The 24850-nt window shown below is 66.1% G+C and carries 24 protein-coding genes; 16 read left to right on the top strand and 8 right to left on the bottom strand.

All coding sequences use genetic code 11. From position 1 onward, the window contains the following. Positions 1-25: 25 nt before the first annotated feature. The 4 genes from GST15_RS06480 to GST15_RS06465 all read left to right on the top strand — a co-directional run bounded on the left by GST15_RS06480 (position 26) and on the right by GST15_RS06465 (position 3716). Complete coding sequence (locus GST15_RS06480) at positions 26-1024, top strand: DNA-directed RNA polymerase subunit alpha (protein ID WP_159016382.1); 999 nt, start codon at positions 26-28, stop codon at positions 1022-1024. Between the two features lie 246 nt (positions 1025-1270). Beyond that, the gene (rplQ, locus tag GST15_RS06475) at positions 1271-1657 is read left to right on the top strand and encodes a 50S ribosomal protein L17 (protein ID WP_159016381.1); all 387 of its coding nucleotides are present in this window, start codon (positions 1271-1273) and stop codon (positions 1655-1657) included. A gap of 105 nt (positions 1658-1762) precedes the next feature. Then, entirely contained in the window at positions 1763-2263 is a 501-nt protein-coding gene (locus tag GST15_RS06470) for a disulfide bond formation protein B (protein ID WP_159016380.1), read from the top strand. 58 nt (positions 2264-2321) lie between these two features. Beyond that, a complete protein-coding gene (locus GST15_RS06465) occupies positions 2322-3716 on the top strand; it encodes a class II 3-deoxy-7-phosphoheptulonate synthase (protein ID WP_159016379.1) in 1395 nt (464 codons plus the stop codon). A 60-nt stretch (positions 3717-3776) separates the two neighbouring features. Here the strand turns inward: GST15_RS06465 and GST15_RS06460 are convergent, their stop codons facing one another. Both GST15_RS06460 and typA read right to left on the bottom strand, forming a co-directional pair. After that, positions 3777-4274 (bottom strand): DUF2127 domain-containing protein, encoded by a 498-nt coding sequence (locus tag GST15_RS06460; protein WP_159016378.1) that lies wholly within the window; start codon positions 4272-4274, stop codon positions 3777-3779. Positions 4275-4315: 41 nt separating this feature from the next. Next, positions 4316-6145, bottom strand: coding sequence for a translational GTPase TypA (gene typA / locus GST15_RS06455; protein ID WP_159016377.1), 1830 nt, complete (start codon positions 6143-6145; stop codon positions 4316-4318). A gap of 143 nt (positions 6146-6288) precedes the next feature. Between typA and GST15_RS06450 the strand changes: the two genes are divergently transcribed. The 5 genes from GST15_RS06450 to prpC all read left to right on the top strand — a co-directional run bounded on the left by GST15_RS06450 (position 6289) and on the right by prpC (position 11310). After that, positions 6289-6783, top strand: coding sequence for a peptidylprolyl isomerase (locus GST15_RS06450; RefSeq protein ID WP_159016376.1), 495 nt, complete (start codon positions 6289-6291; stop codon positions 6781-6783). Between the two features lie 101 nt (positions 6784-6884). Next, positions 6885-8090, top strand: coding sequence for an aminotransferase class I/II-fold pyridoxal phosphate-dependent enzyme (locus GST15_RS06445; RefSeq protein WP_159016375.1), 1206 nt, complete (start codon positions 6885-6887; stop codon positions 8088-8090). Positions 8091-8168: 78 nt separating this feature from the next. Further along, positions 8169-9152: a malate dehydrogenase gene (locus GST15_RS06440; protein WP_159016374.1), complete on the top strand. Its 984-nt coding sequence runs from the start codon at positions 8169-8171 to the stop codon at positions 9150-9152. Between the two features lie 113 nt (positions 9153-9265). Further along, positions 9266-10162 (top strand): methylisocitrate lyase, encoded by an 897-nt coding sequence (gene prpB / locus GST15_RS06435; protein ID WP_159016373.1) that lies wholly within the window; start codon positions 9266-9268, stop codon positions 10160-10162. Further along, the gene (gene prpC, locus GST15_RS06430; protein ID WP_159016372.1) at positions 10159-11310 is read left to right on the top strand and encodes a bifunctional 2-methylcitrate synthase/citrate synthase; all 1152 of its coding nucleotides are present in this window, start codon (positions 10159-10161) and stop codon (positions 11308-11310) included. Before prpB ends, prpC begins: the two co-directional genes overlap by 4 nt. An 89-nt stretch (positions 11311-11399) precedes the next feature. On the opposite strand, the gene GST15_RS06425 is transcribed toward prpC, so the two are convergent. The 3 genes from GST15_RS06425 to GST15_RS06415 form a co-directional block, all read right to left on the bottom strand. Continuing rightward, positions 11400-12014, bottom strand: a complete 615-nt coding sequence (locus tag GST15_RS06425; protein ID WP_159016371.1) for a glutathione S-transferase family protein — start codon at positions 12012-12014, stop codon at positions 11400-11402. Between the two features lie 77 nt (positions 12015-12091). Next, complete coding sequence (locus GST15_RS06420) at positions 12092-12550, bottom strand: cell wall hydrolase (RefSeq protein ID WP_159016370.1); 459 nt, start codon at positions 12548-12550, stop codon at positions 12092-12094. Between the two features lie 313 nt (positions 12551-12863). Then, a complete protein-coding gene (locus GST15_RS06415) occupies positions 12864-13649 on the bottom strand; it encodes a DODA-type extradiol aromatic ring-opening family dioxygenase (RefSeq protein WP_159016369.1) in 786 nt (261 codons plus the stop codon). Between the two features lie 225 nt (positions 13650-13874). Here GST15_RS06415 and GST15_RS06410 point away from each other — a divergent pair, with 225 nt between their 5' ends. The 4 genes from GST15_RS06410 (at position 13875) to GST15_RS06395 (ending at position 18289) form a co-directional block, all read left to right on the top strand. Then, positions 13875-15326, top strand: a complete 1452-nt coding sequence (locus GST15_RS06410; RefSeq protein WP_159016368.1) for a bifunctional 2-methylcitrate dehydratase/aconitate hydratase — start codon at positions 13875-13877, stop codon at positions 15324-15326. Between the two features lie 157 nt (positions 15327-15483). Further along, positions 15484-16707 (top strand): OmpA family protein, encoded by a 1224-nt coding sequence (locus tag GST15_RS06405; RefSeq protein ID WP_159016367.1) that lies wholly within the window; start codon positions 15484-15486, stop codon positions 16705-16707. Between the two features lie 180 nt (positions 16708-16887). Beyond that, on the top strand, positions 16888-17400 hold the full coding sequence (locus tag GST15_RS06400) for a hypothetical protein (protein ID WP_159016366.1): 513 nt from the start codon (positions 16888-16890) through the stop codon (positions 17398-17400). A gap of 112 nt (positions 17401-17512) precedes the next feature. Continuing rightward, the gene (locus tag GST15_RS06395; RefSeq protein ID WP_159016365.1) at positions 17513-18289 is read left to right on the top strand and encodes a pseudouridine synthase; all 777 of its coding nucleotides are present in this window, start codon (positions 17513-17515) and stop codon (positions 18287-18289) included. 27 nt (positions 18290-18316) lie between these two features. Here the strand turns inward: GST15_RS06395 and kbl are convergent, their stop codons facing one another. The 3 genes from kbl to GST15_RS06380 all read right to left on the bottom strand — a co-directional run bounded on the left by kbl (position 18317) and on the right by GST15_RS06380 (position 21114). Then, complete coding sequence (gene kbl / locus GST15_RS06390) at positions 18317-19510, bottom strand: glycine C-acetyltransferase (RefSeq protein ID WP_159016364.1); 1194 nt, start codon at positions 19508-19510, stop codon at positions 18317-18319. 84 nt (positions 19511-19594) lie between these two features. After that, positions 19595-20629, bottom strand: coding sequence for an L-threonine 3-dehydrogenase (gene tdh / locus GST15_RS06385; RefSeq protein ID WP_199268719.1), 1035 nt, complete (start codon positions 20627-20629; stop codon positions 19595-19597). Positions 20630-20694: 65 nt separating this feature from the next. Then, positions 20695-21114 (bottom strand): DUF3224 domain-containing protein, encoded by a 420-nt coding sequence (locus tag GST15_RS06380; RefSeq protein ID WP_159016362.1) that lies wholly within the window; start codon positions 21112-21114, stop codon positions 20695-20697. A 239-nt stretch (positions 21115-21353) separates the two neighbouring features. Here GST15_RS06380 and serA point away from each other — a divergent pair, with 239 nt between their 5' ends. From serA to folC, 3 genes are read left to right on the top strand one after another with little or no spacing between them, the layout of a single operon-like run. After that, entirely contained in the window at positions 21354-22919 is a 1566-nt protein-coding gene (gene serA, locus GST15_RS06375) for a phosphoglycerate dehydrogenase (RefSeq protein WP_159016361.1), read from the top strand. After that, complete coding sequence (locus GST15_RS06370; protein WP_159016360.1) at positions 22919-23563, top strand: histidine phosphatase family protein; 645 nt, start codon at positions 22919-22921, stop codon at positions 23561-23563. Before serA ends, GST15_RS06370 begins: the two co-directional genes overlap by 1 nt. Continuing rightward, positions 23560-24831 carry a bifunctional tetrahydrofolate synthase/dihydrofolate synthase gene (gene folC, locus GST15_RS06365; RefSeq protein ID WP_159016359.1) on the top strand — a complete coding sequence of 424 codons (1272 nt, stop codon included), beginning with the start codon at positions 23560-23562 and terminating at the stop codon, positions 24829-24831. The genes GST15_RS06370 and folC overlap by 4 nt, the downstream gene beginning before the upstream one ends. Positions 24832-24850 lie beyond the last annotated feature (19 nt).

Genomic DNA, 24850 nt, shown 5'->3' with positions numbered 1-24850 from the left:
GTCCGGTCGCAGGAGACACCAGAACATGACGGTTACCGCCAACCAGGTGCTGCGCCCGCGCGGACCCCAGATCGAACGCCTTGCCGACAATCGCGCGAAGGTCGTGATCGAGCCGCTGGAGCGAGGCTACGGCCACACGCTCGGCAACGCGCTGCGCCGCGTCCTGCTGTCGTCCATCCCCGGCTTCGCGATCACCGAGGTCGAGATCGACGGCGTGTTGCATGAATACACTACGGTCGAAGGGCTGCAGGAAGACGTGCTCGAGGTGCTGCTCAACCTCAAGGACATCGCCATCCGCATGGGTACCGGCGAAAGCTCGACCCTGACCCTGTCGCGACAGGGTCCCGGCGTAGTCACGGCAGGCGACATCAAGACCGACCACAACGTCGAGATTCTGAATCCCGCGCACGTGATCGCCCACCTGACCAAGGACACGGCGCTGAACATGCGCCTGAAGATCGAGCGTGGCTTCGGCTACCAGCCCGCCGCCGCCCGTCGTCGTCCTGATGAAGAAACCCGCACCATCGGCCGCCTGATGCTGGACGCGTCGTTCTCGCCCGTGCGCCGCGTTGCGTATGCGGTGGAATCCGCCCGCGTCGAGCAGCGCACCGATCTCGACAAGCTGGTGCTGGACATCGAGACCAACGGCACGATCGACGCCGAGGAAGCCGTCCGCACGGCGGCCGACATCCTCAGCGACCAGTTGTCGGTGTTCGGCGACTTCACGCATCGCGATCGCGGCGCGGCCAAGACCGTGGCGACGGGCGTGGATCCGGTGCTGTTGCGCCCGATCGACGACCTCGAGCTGACGGTGCGTTCGGCCAACTGCCTGAAGGCCGAGAGCATCTATTACATCGGCGACCTGATCCAGAAGACCGAAGTCGAGCTGTTGAAGACGCCGAACCTCGGCAAGAAGTCGCTCACCGAGATCAAGGAAGTGCTGGCACAGCGCGGCCTGTCGCTCGGCATGAAGCTTGAAAACTGGCCGCCAGCGGGCGTCGCCTCGCACGGCATGATGGGGTGAGCCCGAGCGCCCTGCGCGGCACTGCCGCGCGCTCGGGCAAACGCCCGGCGCGCTGCGCCGGGCCGGGGCGGAAGTTCCAAAAGTTGAAGTCGTTACTGACGTAAACGCAATACACGCCGACGGATCATAAGACCCGCGGCGCGCCGCCCAAGGATGGTCGGCCAGGACCAGCGCAGTCCGAAGTTCCAACGCCAGGACGGCGACAGCGAAGTCCAATCGTTACACCATTCATCAGGAATCCAAGCCATGCGCCACCAGAAATCCGGACGCAAGTTCAGCCGCACCAGCGCGCATCGCCAGGCGATGTTCGAGAACATGGCCGCGTCGCTGATCAAGCACGAACTGATCCGCACCACGCTGCCAAAGGCCAAGGAATTGCGTCGCGTCGCCGAGCCGCTCATCACGATGAGCAAGATCGACGGCGTTGCCAATCGCCGCCTTGCCTTTGCGCGCCTTCGCGACAAGCAGGCCGTCGGCAAGCTGTTCGTCGAGCTCGGCCCGCGTTACCAGACCCGCCCGGGTGGTTACCTGCGCATCCTCAAGTGCGGCTTCCGTGCGGGCGACAACGCACCGATGGCGTACGTGGAGCTGGTTGATCGTCCCGTGGACGCGGCAGCGGTCGACGCCGGCTAAGCGCCTGCGTTCAAGTTGCAACGGAACCCCGGCCTGGTGCCGGGGTTTTTGTTTTGCATGCCTGCCCGGCAATAATGGCTTGGTTGCCTTTCAGGACTGCGCGCCGTGAACCCGATGCACTGGAACTTTCGATCGCGATGCCTGCTCGGCGTTGCCGTATGCCTGGCCTTGCTGGGCTTTGCCTTCTACGCGCAGTTCCACGACGGGCTGGTTCCTTGCCCCTTGTGCGTCTTCCAGCGCATTGCCTTCAGCGCCGTTGCGCTGGTGTTCCTGATCGGTGGGTTGCACGCGCCCAGGGGCGTGGCTGGCCAACGCGCCTATGGATTGCTGGCCCTTGTTGTCGCGGTCATCGGCGCGGGCATCGCGGGGCGCCAGGTCTGGTTGCAGCACCTTCCCCCCGACCAGGTGCCCATGTGCGGACCGGGGCTCAATTACCTGATCGAGGCGATGCCCTTGGCGAGTGTCGTGCGCAAGGTGCTGACCGGTTCGGGCGAGTGCGCCAAGGTCGACTGGACATTCCTGGGTGGGTCCATGGCGGAATGGAGCCTGCTGTGGTTCATGTTGCTGGCCGCGTGGGCGTTGATCGTGGCCTTCCGTCGTCGCTGAGAGCCAGTTGCGGTGCAGCCGTGATCTGGCAGGATGGCGGCGCAACCAGAACAAGACCATGACGAACAGCGAACGCAACCTGCAGGCCGTACACCTTCCCGATGACTGGTCACCGGAAAGCTGGCGCGCGCGCCCGGCCATGCAGTTGCCGGTCTATCCGGATGCCGACGCGCTCGCCGAGGTCCAGGCCGAACTGCGGGGATTGCCGCCGCTGGTGACGTCGTGGGAAATCCTGGCGCTCAAGCAGCAGCTTGCAGAGGCGCAGGAAGGCCGGCGCTTCCTGCTGCAGGGTGGCGATTGCGCCGAGAGCTTCCGTGAATGCAGCTCGGCGGTGATCTCCAACCGGTTGAAGGTCCTGCTGCAGATGAGCCTGGTGCTTGTGCACGGACTCCGGCTGCCGGTCGTGCGCGTCGGTCGTTTCGCCGGCCAGTACGCCAAGCCGCGTTCGGTCGACAGCGAAACCATCGATGGCGTCACCTTGCCGGTCTATCGCGGCGACATCGTCAACGCGGCGGAATTCACCGCGCAGGCCCGCACGCCCGACCCGCGTCGCATGATCAAGGCGCACGCGCGTTCGGCGATGACGATGAATTTCGTCCGCGCGTTGATCGACGGTGGATTCGCCGATCTCCATCACCCCGAATACTGGGACCTGGGCTGGGTCGGCCATTCCCCGCTTGCCGACGAGTACCAGCACATGGTTGCCGGCATTGGCGACGCCGTCCGTTTCATGGAGACGTTGTCGGGCTCGCAGGTGCACAACCTCAATCGCGTCGATTTCTACACCTCGCACGAAGCGTTGCTGCTGCCTTACGAGGAAGCGCAGACCCGCGGGGTGCCGCGCCAGTGGGGCTGGTTCAACCTCGGCACGCATTTCCCGTGGATCGGCATGCGCACGGCAGCCATCGATGGCGCCCATGTCGAATATTTCCGTGGCATCCGCAACCCGATCGCGATCAAGGTCGGTCCGACCGCGACGACGGATCAATTGCTGCGGCTGATCGACGTCCTCAACCCGCACGACGAGCCTGGCCGCCTGACCTTGATCCACCGCATGGGCGCCGCGCGCATCGCGGCGCGCCTTCCCGCGTTGCTTGATGCAGTGAAGAGCGAAGGCCGCCGGGTGCTGTGGATCTGCGATCCGATGCACGGCAATACGGAAACCACCGGCAACGGTTACAAGACGCGCCGCTTCTGCAACATCCGCAGCGAGCTCGAGCAGGCCTTCGAGTTGCACGCAGCAGCAGGCACGCGGCTGGGTGGCGTGCACCTGGAGCTGACCGGGGAGGATGTCACCGAGTGCCTGGGCGGAGCGCGCGAATTGACCGAGGGTGACTTGTCGCGCGCTTATCGCTCTGCGGTCGACCCGCGCCTGAATTATGAGCAGGCGCTGGAGGTGGCGATGCTGATCGTCCGCCAGCAGAGCCGGCTCGCGCCGGCAGCGTCGATCTGACACAGGCCCGGTGGGATCACCGGCCGCAATGCGGCCACTGCGCCCTCGTGACGCCGCGAATCAGTAGCGGCGCCGGAAGATGTCGCGCGCCAGCACCCAGACGATGAGCAGGTTGATGGCCAGCACGGCGACGGTCGGCGCACCGGGATGCTTGCCCAGCGCATAGAGGTCGATCGGCAGGTACAGGGTGGCCGCTAGGCAGCCCAGCCAGGATGCCCAGACTTTCGCTCGCCAGAGTCCCCAGGCTTCGAAGACATGCAGCACGCCGTAGGCCATCACCGCCGCTGCTGCCCAGTGCACGGCGCCCTGGCTGATCTTTGCGGCGAACAGCGCCAGCGTGCCGTGTTGGGGATCCAGTTCGAACCGGGCGATCAGCACGTGCACCCAGTGCTGCAGGGGAGCCGGCCCGAGGATGGCCAGGCCGCTGGCGGCAATGACCGCCAGCACGCCCTTCACCGCTTCGATCAGGGCAATGATGTGCAGCCCCGGATGGGCATGCGGATCCGGGTTGTAGTGCGGGTGCGAGGGGTCGAGTCTGGGATCGAGGCTGGGGCGCATCAGGCGCGCAGGCTAACCCGCCAGGCCCGACGGAGTCGACCTCAAGCGACGCGCGAGGCGCGCTTGCGGTCGTTCTCGGTGAGGTGCTTCTTGCGCAGCCGGATTTCCTTGGGGGTGACCTCGACCAGTTCGTCGTCCTCGATGAAGTCCAGCGCCTGCTCCAGCGTGTACTTGATCGCCGGGGTCAGCTTGATGGCGTCATCCTTGCCGGAGGCGCGCATGTTGGTGAGCGGCTTGGTCTTGATGGCATTGACCGTCAGGTCGTTGTCCTTCGAGTGGATGCCGATCAGCTGGCCCTCGTACACGTTGTCGCCTTCGGCGGCGAACAGCTTGCCGCGCTCTTCCAGCGGCCCAAGCGAGTAGGCAGGCGTTGCGCCGGCGGCGTTGGAGATCATCACGCCGTTCTGCCGCTTGGCGATCGCGCCGACTTCCTTCGGGCCGTAGTGGTCGAACACGTGGAACAGCAGGCCCGAACCCTGGGTCAGCGTGCGGAATTCATTCTGGAATCCGATCAGGCCGCGGGCCGGGATCATGTAATCCAGGCGAACGCGTCCCTTGCCGTCGGATTCCATGTTCTTCAGCTGGCCCTTGCGGATGCCGAGCTTCTCCATGACGCCGCCCTGATGCTGCTCCTCGATGTCGACGACCAGCTGCTCGACCGGCTCCATCTGCTTGCCGTCGATTTCCTTGATGATGACTTCAGGCCGCGAAACTGCGAGCTCGAAGCCCTCGCGACGCATGTTCTCGATCAGCACCGACAGGTGCAGTTCGCCGCGGCCGGAGACGAGGAACTTGTCCGGGTCCGAACCTTCCTCGACCTTGAGCGCGACGTTGTGCAGCGTCTCGCGCTGCAGGCGCTCGCGGATCTGGCGGCTGGTGATGAACTTGCCGCCGCTGCGATCCTTGTTGCCCGCGAACGGCGAATTGTTGACCTGGAAGGTCATGCTGATCGTCGGCTCGTCCACGGTCAGCGCCGGCAGCGCTTCCGGGGTGTCGAGCGCACAGATCGTGTCGGAAATACTGAGGTCGGCCACGCCCGAGATCGCGACGATGTCGCCGGCTTCGGCTTCAGGCACTTCAATGCGCTCCAGGCCGAGGAAGCCCAGCACCTGCAGCACCTTGCCCTGGCGCTTCTTGCCATGGCGGTCGACGACGCTGACCGGCATGTTGGTGCGGACCTTGCCGCGCTGGATGCGGCCGACGCCGATCAGCCCGACGAAGTTGCTGTAGTCCAGCTGGCTGACGCGCATCTGGAAGGGGCCGTCCGGATCGACCGTGGGCGCGGGGACGTGCTTCATGATCGCTTCGTACAGCGGTGTCATGTCGCCGTCGCGCGCAGAGTCGTCCAGGCTCGCGTAGCCGTGCAGCGCCGAGGCGTACACGATCGGGAAGTCGAGCTGCTCATTGGTCGCGCCGAGCTTGTCGAACAGGTCGAACACCTGGTCGATCACCCAGTCGGGGCGTGCGCCGGGCCGGTCGATCTTGTTGACCACGACAATGGGATTGAAGCCCATCGCGAACGCCTTCTGGGTCACGAAGCGCGTCTGCGGCATCGGCCCATCCATCGCGTCGACCAGGATCAGGACCGAATCCACCATCGACAGCACGCGCTCCACTTCGCCGCCGAAGTCGGCATGGCCGGGGGTGTCCACGATGTTGATGTGGTTGCCCTGCCAGTTGATGGCGGTGTTCTTGGACAGGATCGTGATGCCACGTTCCTTTTCCTGGTCATTGCTGTCCATCATCCGCTCGGTGGTGACCGTGCGTTCGTTGAACGTGCCCGATTGCTTGAGCAGGCAGTCGACCAGGGTGGTCTTGCCATGGTCGACGTGGGCGACGATGGCGATGTTGCGGAGGCGTTCAATGGACATGCGGAAAGCGCACCGGGACGGCGCGAAGGCTGGCTAGGAAGCCGGCTATTATAGCGGGTCCACGCGCCTCTGCCGCCGATCACGCGATTGAAACGGTGAAGGACCCACATTTTCCCGTTCCGATTCAGACCTGGAGTCAGCCAATGTCCCTCTTTGCCACCTTTGACACCGACCGCGGGACCGTCCGCGCCGAGCTGTACCCGGAGAAGGCGCCGCTGACGGTCGCCAATTTCGTCAATCTCGCCAAGCGGGGCTTCTACGACGGGCTCAAGTTCCACCGGGTGATCCCGGACTTCATGGTCCAGGGCGGTTGTCCGCAGGGCACGGGCACGGGTGGTCCGGGCTACAAGTTCGAGGATGAAGCCAACAATGGCGTCCGCCATGACCGCGGGGTGCTGTCCATGGCCAATGCCGGCCCCAACACCAACGGCAGCCAGTTCTTCATCACCCACGTCGCCACGCCGTGGCTGGACGGAAAGCACACCGTCTTCGGCAAGGTCCTGGAGGGACTGGACGTGGTCGACAAGATCGCGCAGGGCGACGTGATCCGGTCGGTCAGGATCGAAGGCGATGCCGACGCGGTCCTGGCTGCCAAGGCCGATCGCGTCGCCGAATGGAACCGCATCCTGGCGGCCTGATCCGCCTTCCGGCAATACGTTGGGCGCAGGCGCGCACTCCGGCCGGAGTGCGCCGCCATGCTAAAATCAGCGGTCTCCCGCTGCCATTCCAAAGGTTCCCGATGCTTCAGCTCGCACGGCGCATTGGCCGCGCCAAGCCAAGCGCGATCATGCTGATCGCCGACAAGGCCAAGCGCCTGAAGGCCGAAGGCCGCGACATCATCAGTTTCTCGATCGGCGTCCCGAATTTCCTTCCCGGCGAGCATGTCTACGCCGCGGCGCGCGATGCACTGGCGCACGACTCGGGCCAGTACGGCAGCAACCGCGGCAGCGATGCGTTGCTGGACGCCTTCATCGCGCACATGGCCGAAGTCGGGCTGACCGGATACACGCGCGCCAACTGCGCTACCGGCGTGGGCGCCAAGCACGTCATCTACAACATCGCCGAAGCACTGCTCGACGAAGGCGACACGATCGTCTTCCCCACGCCCTACTGGACCAGCTACCTCGACATCGCCGAGATCGTCAACGCGAAGATCGACCTGCTGCCGTGCCCGGCGGACCAGGATTACAAGCTGACGCCGGCGCAGCTGGACGTCGCGCTGGCGAAAAAGCCGCGCGTCTTCCTGTTCAACAATCCGTCCAATCCCACCGGGATGGTGTACTCCAGGGACGAAATCTCGGCGCTCGCCGACGTCCTGGTGCGTTACCCCGACACCTGGGTGATCACCGACGACATCTACAACCGCATGGTGTTCGACGGACTGGGCTACCACAACTTCGTCCACGCCCGTCCGGAGCTGCGCGACCGCGTGATCTTCATCGATTCGCTGTCCAAGACCTATGGCATGCCCGGCTGGCGGGTCGGCTTCATGGCGGGTCCGGAGCAGGTCGCGCAGGCCGTGGTGACGATGAACTCCAACCACATCACCAACCTGCCTGAAGTCGTCAGCGCCGCGGCCGTCGCCGCATTGAGCGGGCCGCAGGACGTCACGCGCGAGAAATGCGCCGAATTCCAGCGCAAGCGCGACCAGGTGATGGCCGTCATGGACGCCATCCCTGGCGTCGTCTGCCCGAGGCCGCAGGGCGCGTTCTACGTGTTTCCGGACATCAGCGTCGCCTTCGGAAAGACCCACCAGCCATCGGGCTTGGCGATCAAGGACGACGTCACCTTCTGCAGCGCGTTGCTGGAGACCAAGGGCGTCGCGTGCGTGCCGGGTTCGGCCTTCGGTGCACCGACGGCGTTGCGCATCAGCTACACCTGCCCGACACCGCAGCTGGCTCCCGGCCTGCAGCGGTTCCAGGAATTCTTCGCCGAACTGGCGTAAGGCGTGCTTCGGCCCGTCGTTTGCCGTATCGCCAGCACACATCGGTGGGCCAGAAGGCCCGCCCAACAGGAGCCTTGAATGAAACAACCCATCCGTGTTGCCGTCACCGGCGCCGCAGGCCAGATCGGCTACGCGCTGCTGTTCCGTATCGCTTCTGGCGAAATGCTCGGCAAGGACCAGCCGGTGATCCTGCAGATGCTGGAACTGCCGCTGGAGAAGGCCCAGGCCGCGCTGCGCGGCGTGATGATGGAGCTCGAGGACTGCGCATTCCCGCTGCTGGCCGGCATGGTCGGCACCGATGACCCGCGCGTGGCCTTCAAGGATGTCGACGTGGCCCTGCTGGTGGGTGCGCGCCCGCGCGGCCCCGGCATGGAGCGCAAGGACCTGCTGCTGGAGAACGCGAAGATCTTCACCGCGCAGGGCAAGGCGCTCAACGATGTCGCATCGCGCGACGTCAAGGTGCTGGTCGTCGGCAATCCGGCAAACACCAACGCCTACATCGCGATGAAGTCGGCTCCGGACCTGCCGGCGAAGAATTTCACCGCCATGCTGCGCCTGGACCACAACCGCGCCCTGTCGCAGCTGGCCACCAGGGCCGGTGTCGCCGTTGCCGATATCGACAAGCTGGTCGTGTGGGGCAACCACTCCCCGACGATGTATCCCGACTACCGCTTCGCCACGGCGAAGGGCCAGTCGTTGAAGGACCTGATCAACGACGCCGACTGGAACGCGAACACCTTCATCCCGCAGGTCGGCAAGCGCGGCGCGGCCATCATCGAGGCGCGCGGGCTGTCGTCGGCTGCATCGGCGGCGAACGCGGCCATCGACCACATCCACGACTGGGTCCTGGGCAGCAACGGCAAGTGGGTGACCATGGGCGTGCCGTCCGATGGCAGCTATGGCATCCCGGAAGGCGTGATCTATGGAGTGCCGGTGACCACCGCCGATGGCGAATACACCCGTGTCACCGATCTGCCGGTCGACGCGTTCAGTCGCCAGGCGATGGACAAGACACTGGCGGAACTCGAGGAAGAGCGCGCCGGCGTGGCGCACCTGCTGTAGGAAGCGAAGGCGGCCTGGGCCGCCTTCGACCCGCCGGACGCGCTCTCGAGGCATCCGCGGGATTGCATCGAGCCATATCGGCGGGTTGAAACCCGCCCTACGAGGGGTTGGCAATGTCGCAGGTTTCAGCAGGCGCCCGTTTCCGCGCCGCCATCGCCGAGGAGTCGCCGTTGCAGGTCATGGGCGCCATCACCGCCTACGCCGGGCTCATGGCAAAGCGTGTCGGTTACAAGGCGCTGTACCTGTCCGGTGGCGGCGTGGCGGCCAATTCGCTTGGCATGCCGGATCTCGGCATCAGCACCATGGAAGACGTGGTCACCGATGCGCGGCGGATCGTGGAGGCGACGCAGATGCCCTTGCTGGTCGACATCGATACCGGCTGGGGCGGCGCGTTCAACATCGCGCGCACGATCCGCTCGTTCGAACGCGTGGGCGTCGCCGCGGTGCACATGGAGGACCAGGTCGGTCAGAAGCGTTGCGGGCATCGCCCTGGCAAGGAAGTCGTTACGGCCGCGGAAATGGTCGATCGCATCAAGTCGGCGGTCGATGCACGGACGGACGACGGCTTCGTGATCATGGCGCGCACCGATGCCGCGGCAGTGGAAGGCGTCGACGCAGCCATCGAGCGCGCCATCGCCTACGTCGAGGCGGGCGCCGACATGATCTTCCCCGAAGCCATGAAGACGCTCGACGATTACCGGCGCTTCAAGCAGGCGGTGCGGGTGCCGATACTGGCCAACCTCACCGAATTCGGCTCGACGCCGTTCTTCACCACCGACGAGCTTCGCGGCGTCGACGTGGACATCGCGCTGTATTGCTGCGGTGCCTATCGCGCGATGAACAAGGCCGCGCTGCACTTCTACGAAACCGTGCGTCGCGACGGCACCCAGAAGCACATCATCGACAGCCTGCAGACGCGTGCCGAGTTGTACGACTTCCTGGGCTACCACCACTACGAAGAGAAGCTGGACGCGCTGTTCGCGCAGGCCAATCCGGAGAAATCAGCATGAGCGACAACGTCCAGGCAATGCCGAAGGCGAAGAAATCCGTGGCCCTGAGCGGCACCCCCGCGGGCAACACCGCGCTGTGCACGGTCGGCCGCAGCGGCAACGACCTGCATTACCGCGGCTACGACATCCACGACCTGGCTACCCAGTCGTCATTCGAGGAAGTCGCCCACCTGCTGGTGCACGGCGCGCTGCCGACGACGGCCCAGTTGTCTGCCTACCGGACCAAGCTCAAGCGCCTGCGCGGATTGCCGGTGATCGTCGCCGAGGCGCTGGAACTGGTGCCGGCCAATGCCCATCCCATGGACGTCCTGCGCACCGGCTGTTCGGTGCTGGGAACCGTGCTTCCCGAGCGCGACGCACATGCCGCGCCGGAAGCGCGCGACATCGCCGACAAGCTGATGGCGAGCTTCGGATCGATGCTGCTGTACTGGTGGCATTTCACCCGCAATGGCCGCCGGATCGATTGCGAAACCGATGACGATTCCATCGCCGCGCACTTCCTGCACCTGCTGCATGGACAGGCGCCGAGCCAGCTGCACGCACGGTCGCTCGACAAGTCGCTGGTGCTGTACGCCGAGCACGAATTCAATGCGTCGACCTTTGCCGCACGTGTGATCGCGGGCACCGGATCGGACATCCACAGCTGCATCACCGGCGCGATCGGCGCGCTGCGCGGCCCCAAGCATGGCGGCGCCAATGAAGTCGCCATGGACATCATCTCCCGCTACGCGACGCCCGATGAAGCCGAGGCCGACATCCGCGCGCGCATGGAGCGCAAGGAAATCGTCATCGGCTTCGGCCACCCGGTCTACACCATCGGCGATCCGCGCAATCCGATCATCAAGGAGATCTCGCGCGCACTGTGTACGGACGGTGGCAACCAGGTCCTGTTCGATGTGTCCGAGCGCATCGAGAACCTGATGATGGACACCAAGAAGATGTTCCCCAACCTCGACTGGTACAGCGCATCCGCGTACCACATGATGGGCATCCCGACGCCGATGTTCACGCCGCTGTTCGTGATCGCGCGCACCTCGGGCTGGAGCGCGCACGTGATCGAGCAGCGCGAGGACGGCAAGATCATTCGTCCGAGCGCGACCTACGTCGGTCCGGAAGATCGCGCCTACGTGCCGATCGGGAAGCGTTGAAGCACGGCTGGGGCCGGCCGCTGCGGTAGGGTCGGCAGGCAGGCGAGGGTGCTGCGGCGCGGTGAATTGCGCCACCGCAGGGGCGTCGCCTAGGTGGCGCCTTCCTGCAGCAGCGCGCGCTGCACGCCTGCATCGCCAAGCATCGTGTCGAAGAAGCGCGCGAGGTTGTCGAAGCCCGACAGGTCGATGTCCATGGCCCTGGCCCAGCGGGTGACCACGAACAGGTAGGGATCGGCGATCGACCGGCTGCCGGTGATCCAGTCGCGTCCCTCGAGTTGTCTGTCGACCCGCGCGAACAAGCCACGCAGCTTGGTCGCGGCGGCCTGCTTGGTCCGGTCGATCAGGTCGGCATCGCCAAGGTAGGCGGTCGAACCGAACAATGGATGGAAGGCCGGATGGATGTCCGCATTGGCCACGCCCAGCCAGCGGTTGACCTCCGCCCGGGACCGCGCGCTGCCATCACCGCCCAGCCCGGCTTCGGGATGACTGTCGGCCAGGTAATTCAGGATCGCGGCGTTCTGGGTCAGCACCCAGCCGTCCGGCGCCGCGAGGGCGGGGACCGCACCGGCGGGATTGATCGCCAGGTACTCCGCCGTTTGTCGATCCTCACGTGAAACGCGGACGGCTTCGTAGGGCTGGCCGATCCACTCCAGCACGATGTGGTCGGAGAGCGAGCAGGCGCCGGGCGAGTAATACAGCTTCATGGGAGGTCTCGCTGAAGGGAGACCGACTATGCGCGGCGCGGCGCCAACCCATCAATCCGGCGCCGTGGAACGTAGCGTCACGACTTGTGGGGCTTGAGCTTCTGCACCCGGAAGAAGGTGTGGTCGCCGATGGTCGCCACCTGATAGGCGTTGCCCCATGCCGGGGAGACGAGGGCGGTCGCGGCAAAGTGGCTGGCGCCAGGCACGATTTCCCGGCGTTGGCGCGGCGGCAGCGCCCAGTTGCGTTGCGAGGCCAGCGCGACGGCGATGGCGGTATCCCACGCGTCGTTGTTCGCCAGGTTGGTCTGCGGGGAGACCAGCGATGGGGCGAACTGGTGGCGCGCGGTCACCACCTGGCACAGGTTGCTGCCCCACAGCCCGCTGTCGCGGCGACGCAGGGCAACCTCGGCGACGGCTTCCTGCCCGCGCACGGTCTGGTCGCGCGCTTCCAGGAAGACGGTGGTGCTCAGGCACAGCGAGTCGGCGGCTGGCTGTGGCAAAACATGCGATAGCCAGAGGATCCAGGCCAGCTTCATGGCAACTCCTTGTCCGTTGCACGGCCGCGATGCTGGCGTCCCGCCCGTTAAAGGCGGATCTGCAGCGCGACCGGATGGCGTAATGGGGAGGGCGACAGCTCTGCGGCTGGCTTTAAGCCCGGGTGCCGGAAAACCCCGCGGGAGTGCGGGCCAGCACCGGTGTTGGCCAAGGTGGCCGAACGACAGTGCGCGCACCCTATCCACCCCAAACCCAACGCCAGCTGAATAGGCGAGGCGGCAAGTGCTTGATTTTGCTGGAATGCCCGGTCGGAGAGGGTGTCTCCAAGCCGCATTCATCAGCAGTCGCGGGCCATCAGCCGATTGCGAAAGCGTCCAGGGCGAGTGAGCCGAACTCGACGGATTCATGGATCTGGCGCACGGCCGAGCCGTGCCCAGCGCCCAGCGCGACAAACAATGGCATCAGGTGTTCGACGGTGGGATGGGCCTGCCGGGCGCCTGGCGCCAGGCGATCCCAAGCCAGCAGCGCGTCGGTGTCGCCGGCGGCCAGCCTGTCCCGCATCCAGTTGGCGAAGGCAGAGGCCCAGCCGGGCATGGGCGCGTCGCGGTCGCCCCACGCCAGGTCGCCGAGGTTGTGCACGAACCCGCCGGAACCGATCACCAGTACGCCGGTTTCGCGCAGGGGCGCCAGCGCCCGCCCGATGGCGAGGTGCTCGCTGGCGGTACCGCGCGGATTCACCGAGAGAGGGATGACCGGCACGTCGGCCTGCGGGTACATCCTGCGCAGGGGCACCCATACGCCGTGGTCCAGGCCCTGGTCCGGAAGCAGGACGGCGTCCAGTCCGGCGGCCGACAGGCCCCGGGCGATGTCCTCGGCGAGTGGCCTGTCCCCGGGGGCGGGGTAACGGATCTGGTGCAGCGAGTCGGGGAAGCCATTGAAGTCGTGCACGGTCGCCGGATGGCTGTTGGCACCGACGCTGGCACGGGGTGCGGTGAAATGCGCCGACGCGACCACGATGGCCCTTGGCCGGGGCATCGCGGCTCCCAATCCGTCCAGGAAGCGGCCGGCCGGGGAATCCTCCACCGCCAGCATCGGTGAGCCATGGGAGAGAAACAGTGCGGGCAGGGTTGGAGTGTCCATTCCGACACTCTGGCGCTCTCACTCGGCAATACCAAGCGCGGCAGCTGGGCCACTGCGTTGCAGGAGCGGGCGGGTTGCTCGAGCAACAGCAATCGTATCCAGGAGGTCAACGGCAAGAGGCTGGGGGCGGCCAAGTCGGGGAATTGCCACTTTTTTCCCGGCACGGTTGGCCAGTCCTCCCGCGGCACGGCAAAATAGTCGGCTTCCTCCGAGCCGGAACCCTGCATGAGCCACTTCGACGTCCGTTCCGCCGCCCGACCCGATCCCGATCAGCCGATGGTCGATATCGCCGATTACGTGATCGACTATTCGATCCAGTCGCAGGAGGCGTACGACACCGCGCGCTACATGCTGCTGGATTCACTGGCCTGCGCGATGCTCGCGATGAAGTTCCCCGACTGCGTCAAGCATCTTGGACCGCTGGTACCCGGCGCGATCCTGCCCGGGGGCGCGACGGTTCCCGGCACCCATTTCGAACTCGACCCTTCTCAAGCTGCCTTCAATATCGGCACGCTGGTGCGCTGGCTCGACTTCAACGACACCTGGCTGGCCGCCGAGTGGGGCCACCCCTCGGACAACCTCGGCACCATCCTCGCCGTCGCCGACTACCTCGCGCGCCGCGACCTGCGTGATGGCGGCGAGCCGCTCACCGTGCGCGACGTGCTGACCTGGGCGATCAAGGCGCACGAAATCCAGGGCGTCTACGCGCTGCAGAATTCCTTCAATCGCGTTGGCCTGGACCACGTGATCCTGGTGCGCCTGGCGTCCAGCGCGGTCGCCACGGCCATGCTTGGCGGCAACAAGGACGCCGTGATCACCGCGGTCTCGCATTCATGGATCGACAACGGCGCGCTGCGGACCTATCGCCATGCGCCCAACACCGGGCCGCGCAAGTCATGGGCCGCGGGCGACGCCTGCCGGCGCGCAGTCATCCACGCACTGAATGCCACCGACAAGGGCGTGGTCGGCTATCCCAGCGCCCTGTCGGCAAAGACCTGGGGTTTCTACGACGTCGCCTTCCAGGGCAAGCCATTCCAGTTCGAGCGACCGTTCGGCAGCTACGTGATGGAGAACGTCCTGTTCAAGATCAGCTATCCGGCGGAATTCCACGCGCAGACAGCGGTCGAGTGCGCGATGCAACTGCATCCCATGGTTCGTGACCGCATCGATGACATCGAGCGGATCGCCATCGAGACCCAGGAAGCGGGCGTGCGGATCATCGACAAGACCGGCCCGCTGGCCAACTATGCCGACCGCGACCATTGCATCCAGTACATGGTTGCCGTCCCGCTGATCCATGGGCGCCTGACCGCCGGGGACTACGATGATTCCGTGGCGGCGGATCCGCGGATCGACGCACTGCGGTCACGGATGACGGTCGTTGAGAACCCGCGCTTCACCCAGGACTACTTCGATCCGGACAAGCGCTACATCGGCAATTCCGTGCAGGTGTTCTTCAAGGACGGGCCGTCGACCGAGAAGGTGTCGATCGACTACCCGATCGGCCATCGCAAACGCCGGGTGGAGGGCATCCCGGTGCTGATGGCCAAGTGCGGGGCTGCCCTGCGGGGGCACCTGCCGGCGGACCAGGCCGACCGGATCATGGCCCTGGCGGCAGACCCGGCCGCCTTGGACCAAATGCCGATCGATCAGTTCATGAATCTGTATCGCGTGTAACATCGGGGCGTCTTGCCCGATGGCCGCGCCCCAACTGTTATGGTAGCGTTAACAGGACCTTCACACCGTCAACATTAGTCTGGTCGGGATGGCGTGCTTAAAAAGGCCGTCTCCAATCACGCTTTACCGCTTTTATTTCTTGATCAAGGAGCTGAACATGAATAAGAAACTCCTCTGTGCTGCGTTGCTGAGCGGACTGGGCGTAGCACAGGTCGCATTTGCCCAGGACAGCACCACCACGACGACAACCACCACCACCGACACCGCGGCCGCCCCGGCCACGGACACGATGGCAACCGATACCACCACCGGTACGTTCGACGACCGTTGGTATGTCACCGGTTCGGCTGGCTACAACTGGCAGGACAGCAAGCGCGCCACCAAGGACATCCCGTTCGTGACCCTCGGTTTCGGTCGTTTCCTCAACCGCAACTGGTCGCTGGATGGCGAGCTGAACTACCAGATCCACCCGACGTTCACCGGTCGCGCCAACATCAATCCGTCCAATCCTGACCTGTCGGTCAGCGGCCAGGACCTGAATTTCGACCAGTACGGCGTTTCGCTGGACCTGCGTCGCCACTTCATTGCTGAAGGCCGCAACTGGAACCCCTACCTGCTGATGGGCCTGGGCTACCAGCGTTCGCAGGAAGAGTACGACAACTTCCCGAATCCGGATTCGCCGGCGCAGAACAAGGTCGGCAATGTTGCCGCCAAGGTCGGCCTGGGTATCCAGGGTGACCTGGGTCGCGTCGGCATCCGTGCCGAGCTCGCCGAGCGCTTCGACATGAACGGTCGCAGCCACATCGCTCCCACCGACTCTTACTTCCGCGACCTGCTGGCTTCGGTCGGCGTCGTGATCCCGCTGGGTCCGGAGCCGATGGCTGCGGTTGCCCCGGCTCCTGTCGCGCCGAACTGCGCCGACATGGATGACGACGGTGACGGCGTCAACAACTGCAACGACAAGTGCCCCGGTTCGCAGGCTGGCCAGACCATCGGTCCGGACGGCTGCCCGGTTCCCGTGTCGATCGACCTGAAGGGCGTCAACTTCGACTTCGACAAGGCCACGCTGCGTCCGGATGCCGTCGCGATCCTCAACGAGGCGATCGACATCCTGAAGCGTTACCCCGACCTGAAGGTTGAGGTCGCCGGCCACACCGACTCGATCGGTTCCGACGCCTACAACCAGAAGCTGTCCGAGCGTCGCGCCAAGACCGTGTACGACTACCTGACCAGCAACGGCATCGACGCCGGTCGCCTGGTCGGTCCGGTCGGTTACGGCGAGAGCCGCCCGATTGCGCCGAACACCAACCCGGACGGTTCGGATAATCCGGAAGGCCGCGCGCAGAACCGTCGTACCGAGCTGAACGTCCAGAACCAGTAATACGGACGTCGGTTCCTGACGACACGTTCCAAAGTTGTACGAGAAGCCCGGCCTAGCGCCGGGCTTCTTTTTTGTGAATTGGCGCGCGATCTGAATGCGTGCATGTGTTCACCTGCGGCTGCTTGTGGGCATCTGTGTCGACGCCTACACTCAAGTCATCCCGTGATGCTGTGAGTGACCATGCGCAAGATGACGTTCCTCCTTACCAGTGTGCTGTTGGCGCCGGGATTCGCGCAGGCCATGGATTGTTCCAGCAACATCTCGCAGCCCTTGCGCTCGGCGACGCTGGCGCCGATCGCCAGCGAACTGGCGCTCGCGGACAGCCCCCTGGGCGCGCCCAGTGGCGTGCTGTCGCAAATCGGGGACATGTCGCAATCAGTGGACCAGGTGCTGTTGCGGATCCGCATCGACAGCTGCCAGAACATGGCGAACATCGCGCCGGCGACTGGCGTGGTCAATCCCGATGATCCGGCCGCATACAAGCCGCGCACGGCATTCGACAACACGCCGTGGCGCTTCAACATGAGCCAGAACGGCAAGAACATGACCGCCGATGAGTTCAGTGCGTGGATGCAATCCAAGGGCGTCCATGTCGCACGCGGTGCGGCCCCGGCACCAGTGGTGCAACCCACTGCGCCGCAATCCGCGCCGGCAGCGCAGTCCCCGACCCCGGATCCGGTCACCAACCCGTAGCACCATCCCGCGGCCGCTCCGGCCGCCCGTCGATCCCATCACCCGCAGTGGTGCGACCGCGTGATCGCGCGCGCGGCCGCCAGGGCGCGAGCCAAGCAAGCATGTCGAACCGATGAAACCGCAGGCAGGTCGTCCATCCGTCCCGCGGCATGGACTTGCGCGCGTGCTGTCCAAGCGCGGGATCTGTTCGCGCACCGAAGCCGCCCGCTGGATCGCCGCAGGCCGCGTCACGGTCGGTGGACGCGTCATTCGCGATCCGGAACATCCCACCGCGGATACCGCGGTCGTCGTGGTGGACGGGGCGCCGCTGGCCACGGCCGAGCGCGTCTACGTCGCCTTGAACAAACCGCGGGGCCTGGTCACCACCGCGGCCGATGAGCGCGGTCGCGAGACGATCTACCGTTGCCTGGACGGTTCCGGATTGCCGTGGCTGGCTCCCGTCGGCCGCCTGGACAAGGCCAGCGAAGGCCTGCTGCTGCTCAGCAACGATCCGCAGTGGGCGGCCCTGGTCACCAGTCCGGATCGCGGCCCCGACAAGGTCTACCACGTGCAGGTCGATTCGATCCCCGATGCCGAACTGCTCCTGGCGATGGTGAGGGGAGTCGTCGTCGACGGTGACTTCCTCAGGGCGGCTTCGGCTCGAGTGCTGCGCACGGGCGGCACCAACGCGTGGCTGGAGATCGTCCTGGACGAAGGCCGCAACCGACAGATCCGCCGACTGTTGTCGGCGTTCCGGATCAATGTCCTGCGGCTGGTGCGCGTCGGGATCGGCAGCCTCGCGCTTGGCGAACTGCCCAAAGGCCAATGGCGGCGACTGCTCGTTGACGAGGTTCGCGCGTTGGCTGGCGATACAGCGCCAACATCACCGGTTGCACGCCGCCCGCGCTAGGGCGCGGCAACGACGCATCCCGCCAGGTCAGGCCTTCAACACGCCGAGCTCGTGGCCGATCGTCTCGAAGGCGGCGATCGCGCGATCCAGGTGCGCGCGGGTGTGTGCAGCGGAAAGCTGCACGCGGATGCGCGCCTTGCCCTGCGGCACGACGGGGAAGAAGAAGCCGATCGCGTAGATGCCTTCCTCGAGCAGGCGCCGCGCGAAAGCCTGCGCGAGCGGCGCGTCGTACAGCATCACCGGACAGATCGGATGGATGCCGGGTTTGATGTCGAAACCAGCAGCCGTCATGCGTTCGCGGAAATAGCGCGTGTTCTCGACCAGTTGCCCGCGCAGGCCACCAGCGGCGGCGAGCATGTCGAAGGCCTTGATGCCGGCCGCGACGACATGCGGTGGCAATGAGTTGGAAAACAGGTACGGACGCGACCGCTGGCGCAGCAGCTCGATGACCTCTGCTTTCGCCGTGGTGAAGCCACCGACCGCGCCGCCCATCGCCTTGCCGAGCGTGCCGGTGAAGATGTCGATCCGGTCGAGGACGCCTTTCACCTCGGCCGATCCCCGGCCGGTATTGCCCAGGAAGCCCGTCGCGTGGCACTCGTCGATGTGCACCAGCGCGCCGTATTTCCGCGCCAGCGTGGTGATTTCGTCCAGTGGCGCGACGAAGCCATCCATGGAGAACACGCCGTCGGTCGTGATCAGCTTGGTCCGGCAACCCACCGCATCGGCGGCCTGGAGCTGCGCCTCGAGGTCGGCCATGTCGCAGTTGGCATAGCGGAAGCGCTTGGCCTTGCACAGGCGCACGCCGTCGATGATCGACGCATGGTTCAGTGCGTCGGAAATCACCGCGTCGTTCTCGTCGAGCAGTGGCTCGAACAGTCCGCCGTTGGCATCGAAGCAGGCCGCGTAGAGGATCGTGTCCTGGGTGCCGAAGAAGTCCGCGATCGTCCGCTCCAGCTGCTTGTGCAGGTCCTGCGTGCCGCAGATGAAGCGCACCGAGGCCATGCCGAAACCGTGCGTATCCAGCGCATCCTTTGCCGCCGCGATGAGGTCCGGATGGTCGGCGAGGCCCAGGTAGTTGTTGGCGCAGAAGTTCAGCACCGTGCGGCCGTCTTCCAGCGTGATCTCGGCCGACTGCGGCGAGGTGATGACGCGCTCGGACTTGAACAGCCCGGCATCGCGGATGTCGTCGAGGGTTTCTGCGTAGCGGCTGGTCAATGACATGGCGGGTTTCTTGTGGGAGCGACGTCAGTCGCGATAGTGGATTCACGCAGCGATGCATCGCGACTCACGTCGCTCCCACAACGGCTAATTCCAGCTCAGGACGACCTTGCCGGCCTTGCCCGCTTCCATCAGGTCGAATCCCTGCTGGAATTCGTCGATCGACAACTGGTGCGTCAGCACCTTGCCGAGGGGGAATCCACCGAGTACCAGCTGCGTCATCTTGTACCAGGTCTCGTACATCTTCCGGCCGTAGATACCCTGCACGGTCAGGCCCTTGAAGATGATCTTTTCCCAGTCGGCGCCGGCGCCGTTGGGCATGATGCCCAGCATCGCGATCTTGCCGCCGTGGTACATGCAATCGAGCATGTCGTTGAACGCGCGCGGGTTGCCGCTCATCTCCAGGCCGACGTCGAAGCCTTCCATGTGCAGGTCGGCCATCACGTCCTTGAGCGACGTGTTGGTCACGTTGACGACGCGCGTCGCGCCCATGTCGGCGGCGAGCTTCAACCGGAAGTCGTTGACGTCCGTGACCACCACGTTGCGCGCCCCGATGAACTTGCAGATTCCGGCGGCAATGATCCCGATTGGGCCCGCACCGGTGATGAGGACGTCCTCGCCGACCACGTCGAACTCGAGCGCGCAGTGCGCGGCGTTGCCGTAGGGATCGAAGAACGCCGCCAGCTCGCTGGGGATCTGGTCCGGGATCGGCCACAGGTTGGTGGCCGGCATCACGATGAATTCGGCGAACGCGCCGTTGCGGTTCACGCCGATGCCGATCGTGTTGGGGCACAGGTGCTGGCGCCCGCCGCGGCAGTTGCGGCAATGGCCGCAGACGATGTGGCCCTCGGCGCTGACGCGCTGGCCGATCCGGTAACCGGTGACGCCGGCGCCGATCTCCACGATGCGTCCCACGAATTCGTGGCCGATCACCAGTCCCGGCTTGATCGTCCGCTGGCTCCACTCGTCCCACAGGTAGATGTGCAGGTCGGTGCCGCAGATCGCGGTCTTCTCCAGCTTGATGAGGACCTCGTTGGGGCCGGCCACCGGGATCGGCACATCCTCCATCCAGATGCCCTTGCCGGTCTCGCGTTTCACCAACGCCTTCATCGTCTGCATCATCCGGGTCGCATGTGTGGAGGCGGCGAATTATACGCGGCTGCCGCCACCGGCCGTGATCGCGTCGGTCACTCCGCCGGCGGCGAGGACGCCGCTGCCAGGCGGTAATCCAGCGTGTAGAAGTGCTTGCCCTGGGTGATGTCGATCGCCATGCGCCCGGTGATCCCGCGCAGTTCGCCGCCACCGGAGTCCGGGACGATGGTCAGCAACAGCGTCGCCGCCCCGCGATCCATGATCCCGTTGTGCTGCAGGAAGAAATGGCCGGCGCGGCCCTGCAGCGTTCCCGCGACGCGCTCGATCGCCACGTAGGCCGCCGAGCCCGGAACGTCGGTACCCACGGCCAGCATATGGACGACGCTGGTGGCGTCGAGATCGCCCTGGAAGCGCTTGTCGAACCGGTAATGGCCGGCCGTGACGCCATCGCCCATGTCGCAACCCGGCTCGACGGTGCGATCGGCCTCGAATTCGCCCTTGGCTTGCTGGTCCATCGGTCCGTCCGGTCTTGAGGGGAGCGCATGGTCTCCCGGCATGGCGGCCGACGCCAGCCGCGCTGCTCCAGCAATAATGATGCGTGCGTCATCACGGCAGGCTCTGCTAGGCTGCGCGCTCGCGGATTCCCATGCCAGCCGGCACCGTCTCCCGAACAGTTCCAGCGCCGCGTCGACCTGACGCTGCGCGTTCCGCCGGCGGCGTGCGTGTCCGTGGTCCCTCACCACTGGAGCATGCGATGAAAGTGCTGGCCTGCGATGGCATCCACGAAGACGGTCTGGCCCTGTTCCGCGACGCGGGCTGGACGGTCGATGTCTCCGCCCCGATCAAGGACCCCACGGCATTGGCCAAGGCGCTGGACGGCGTCGACGCGCTGCTGGTGCGGTCGGCAACTTCCGTCACGGCCGAGTCCATCGAAAATGCGGCGTCCCTGCGCGTGATCGGTCGCGCTGGCGCCGGTGTCGACACGATCGACGTCGACGCGGCCACCGAGCGCGGCATCGCCGTGATGAACGCACCCGATGGCAACACGCTGGCAGCCGCCGAACATGCCTTGTCGCTGCTGTTCGCACTGGCGCGCCACGTGCCGCGTGCCGACGCCGGCATGAAGGCCGGGCAATGGCCCAAGGCTGGGCTCACCGGATTCGAGCTGGAAGGCAAGAAGCTCGGCGTGATCGGCCTGGGCCGCATCGGTGGCACCGTGGCGCGCAAGGCGCGCGCACTGGGCATGGAAGTGGCCGCCTTCGATCCCTTCCTGCCACCGGCGGCCGCCGGACACGGCAGCCTGCCGTTGATGACGCTCGAGGCGTTGCTCGGCTGGGCGGACGTGGTGACGTTGCACATCCCGCGCACCAAGGACACCACGCACCTGCTCAATGCGCAGACCCTCGCGCTGATGAAGCCCGGTGCCTACCTGATCAACGCGGCCCGCGGTGGCCTGGTCGACGAAACCGCACTGCTGGCGGCGCTCGACAGTGGGCACCTGGCCGGCGCCGCGCTGGACACCTTCGCCACCGAGCCGCTGCCGGCCGATTCACCGCTGCGCACGCATGCCAACCTCGTGCTGACGCCGCATCTGGGCGCTTCCACCAGCGAGGCCCAGCAGGCGGTCAGCAGGATCCTCGCGCGCCAGGTACTGGACTACTTCGCGACGGGTGCCGTCGCCGGCTGCGTCAACCTGCCGCCGCTGACAGCCGAGGCGGCGCGGGAAGTCGGGCCGTGGATGCCGCTCATGACCGCACTGGGCAAGTTGTGCGCGCGCCTGGTGCCTGCGCCCGTGCGCCTGCACGTCACCTATGCCGGCCGCAGCGAATCGCTGGATCCGCGGCCGCTGACGCGCCTGCTGGTGGCGGCGTTGCTGGGCAGCGCATCCGGACGGGTGACGCCGGTGAACGCCCTGCACGAAGCCGTGCTGCGTGGCCTGACCGTTGCCGAAACCGTCGGGGGCGATGGCGATGGTTTCGATCGCCTGCTGCGCCTGCGCATCGAGGACGACCGTGGCCAGTCGCGCTCCGTCGAGGCCACGCTGCATCGTGGCCCACGCGTGGTCAGGCTCGACGGCGTGGAGATCGAATTCGATCCGCAGTCGCACCTGCTGCTGCTGCGCAACGAGGATCGTCCCGGCATCATCGGACTGGTCGGATCGCACCTGGGCGCGGCCGGCGTCAACATCGTCAACTTCTCGCTGGGCGCCAAGGGCAATGGCGAGGCGCTCGCCGCGATCACGGTCGATCGCGAAGTCGCTCCCGCGCAGCTGGTCGCATTGCGCGGCATCCCCGGCGTGCTCGAACTGGAAACGCTGTAATGCGCGTCCTGCTCGCCCGCCATGGCGAAACCGCGTGGAACGCCGAAGGCCGCTACCAGGGGCAGGAAGACATTCCCCTGTCGCCGGTCGGCGAAGCGCAGGCCCGGTCGCTGGGTGAGCGCCTGCGCGACGTGCACATCGATCGCGCCGTCGCGTCGCCGTTGGTGCGTGCGGCGCGAACGGCCGAGCTGGCGCTGGGCCCGGAGCGCGTCGCCATGCTGACGACCGATCCAGGCTTGATGGAAATCTCCCACGGCGAATGGGAGGGCCTGCTCGCCAGCGAAATCCGCGAGCGCGATCCCGATCGCCTGCGCGCATGGCGCGAGTCCCCGCACGACGTGCTGATGCCGCAGGGCGAGTCGCTGCAGCACGTACTGGACCGTGCCTGGCCGGCACTGGAGCGCGCAGGCGCCGGCCTTGGCGCCAACGACACGCTGCTGGTGGTCGCGCATGACGCGGTCAACCGCGTCCTGCTCTGCCGCATCCTCGGCTTGCCGTTGCAGAACTTGTGGAGCTTCCGCCAGGCGCCGACGACGCTGAACCTGCTGGAAGGCGACGACGTCGATCATCTCGAAGTCGTGCGGCTGAACGATTGCTCGCACCACACTCCATTCTTCGGCGAAGCGGTGCACCGCGCCCTATGACGCCGCGCCCGTTGGTCGACTGGCTGGCATACATCGAACGCCAGCATCCAAGGTCCATCGCCATGGGCCTGGACCGCGTGCGCATCGTCGCGCAACGCATGCAATTGCAGCGGCCCGCGCGCAAGGTCATCACCATCGCCGGCACCAACGGTAAGGGATCGACGGTGGCCTTCATCGAGGCGATTGCGCGCGCGGCCGGCTGGCGCGTCGGCGCCTACACCTCACCGCACCTGCTCGCCTACAACGAGCGCCTGCGGATCGCTGGCGTCGACGCCAGCGACGCCGACCTCGTCAGCGCATTCGAGGCCGTGGAAGCCAGCCGCGGCGACGTCGAGCTGACCTATTTCGAGTACGGGACGTTGGCCGCACTGTGGCTGATGCAGCAGGACAAGCTCGACCTGGCATTGCTGGAAGTCGGCCTGGGTGGCCGCCTGGATGCCGTCAACCTGGTCGACGCGGATGTCGCCGTCATCACCACGGTCGACCTCGACCACCAGGACTGGCTGGGCGACGATCGTGAAGCCATCGGTGCGGAGAAGGCCGGTATCGCGCGTGCGGGAAGACCGCTGGTGCTCGGCGAGGACGATCCGCCGGCGAGCGTGCTGTCGCATGCCTATGCCATCGGTGCGTCCGCCGTGCGTGCCGGCTGCGATTTCTTCTTCGCTGCCGGCGACACCAGCACCTGGCGCTGGTGGGAGATTGGTTTCGCACTGGAGTTGCCGCTGCCCCGTCTCGCCGCGCCGGTCCAGCTGCGCAATGCCGCCACCGCGATCGCGGCGGTGCGCGCGCTGGGCAAGCGTCTGCCGCGATCCGCATTTGCACAGGGCATCGCCGCAGCGGACATCCCCGCGCGCTGGCAGCGGTTCGACCGCGATGGCGTCGACGTCCTGGTCGACGTCGCGCACAACCCGCAGTCGGCCCGGGCGCTTGCCACCGCGCTGCGGCAGGCTCCGGTCGCTGGCTGCACGTTGGCCGTGTTCGCGGCGCTTGGCGACAAGGACATCGCCGGCATCGTTGCCGCGCTGGCCGACGATATCGATGACTGGTTCCTGGCCGGACTCGACGATGCCGGTCCGCGCGGCCTCTCCGCTGATGCGTTCATGCAGCGGGTGCAGGGCACCGCTGCCGCCAGCGGTGACCTGGCCCCGAGCGTCGGCGAGGCAGTGCAGGCGGCCCTCGCGCAGGCGCGGCCCGGGGATCGGGTGCTGGTGTGCGGTTCGTTCCACACCGCCGCTGCAGCACTGCGCATGCTGGGAACCCGGGGTTAAGGGAGCTTGGGTCGGGCCG

The organism is Cognatiluteimonas profundi, assembly GCF_009792795.1.
Lineage (GTDB): Bacteria > Pseudomonadota > Gammaproteobacteria > Xanthomonadales > Xanthomonadaceae > Cognatiluteimonas > Cognatiluteimonas profundi.
Note: the sequence above shows the minus strand (reverse complement) of the source record. Positions and strands in the feature narration are given on the sequence as shown.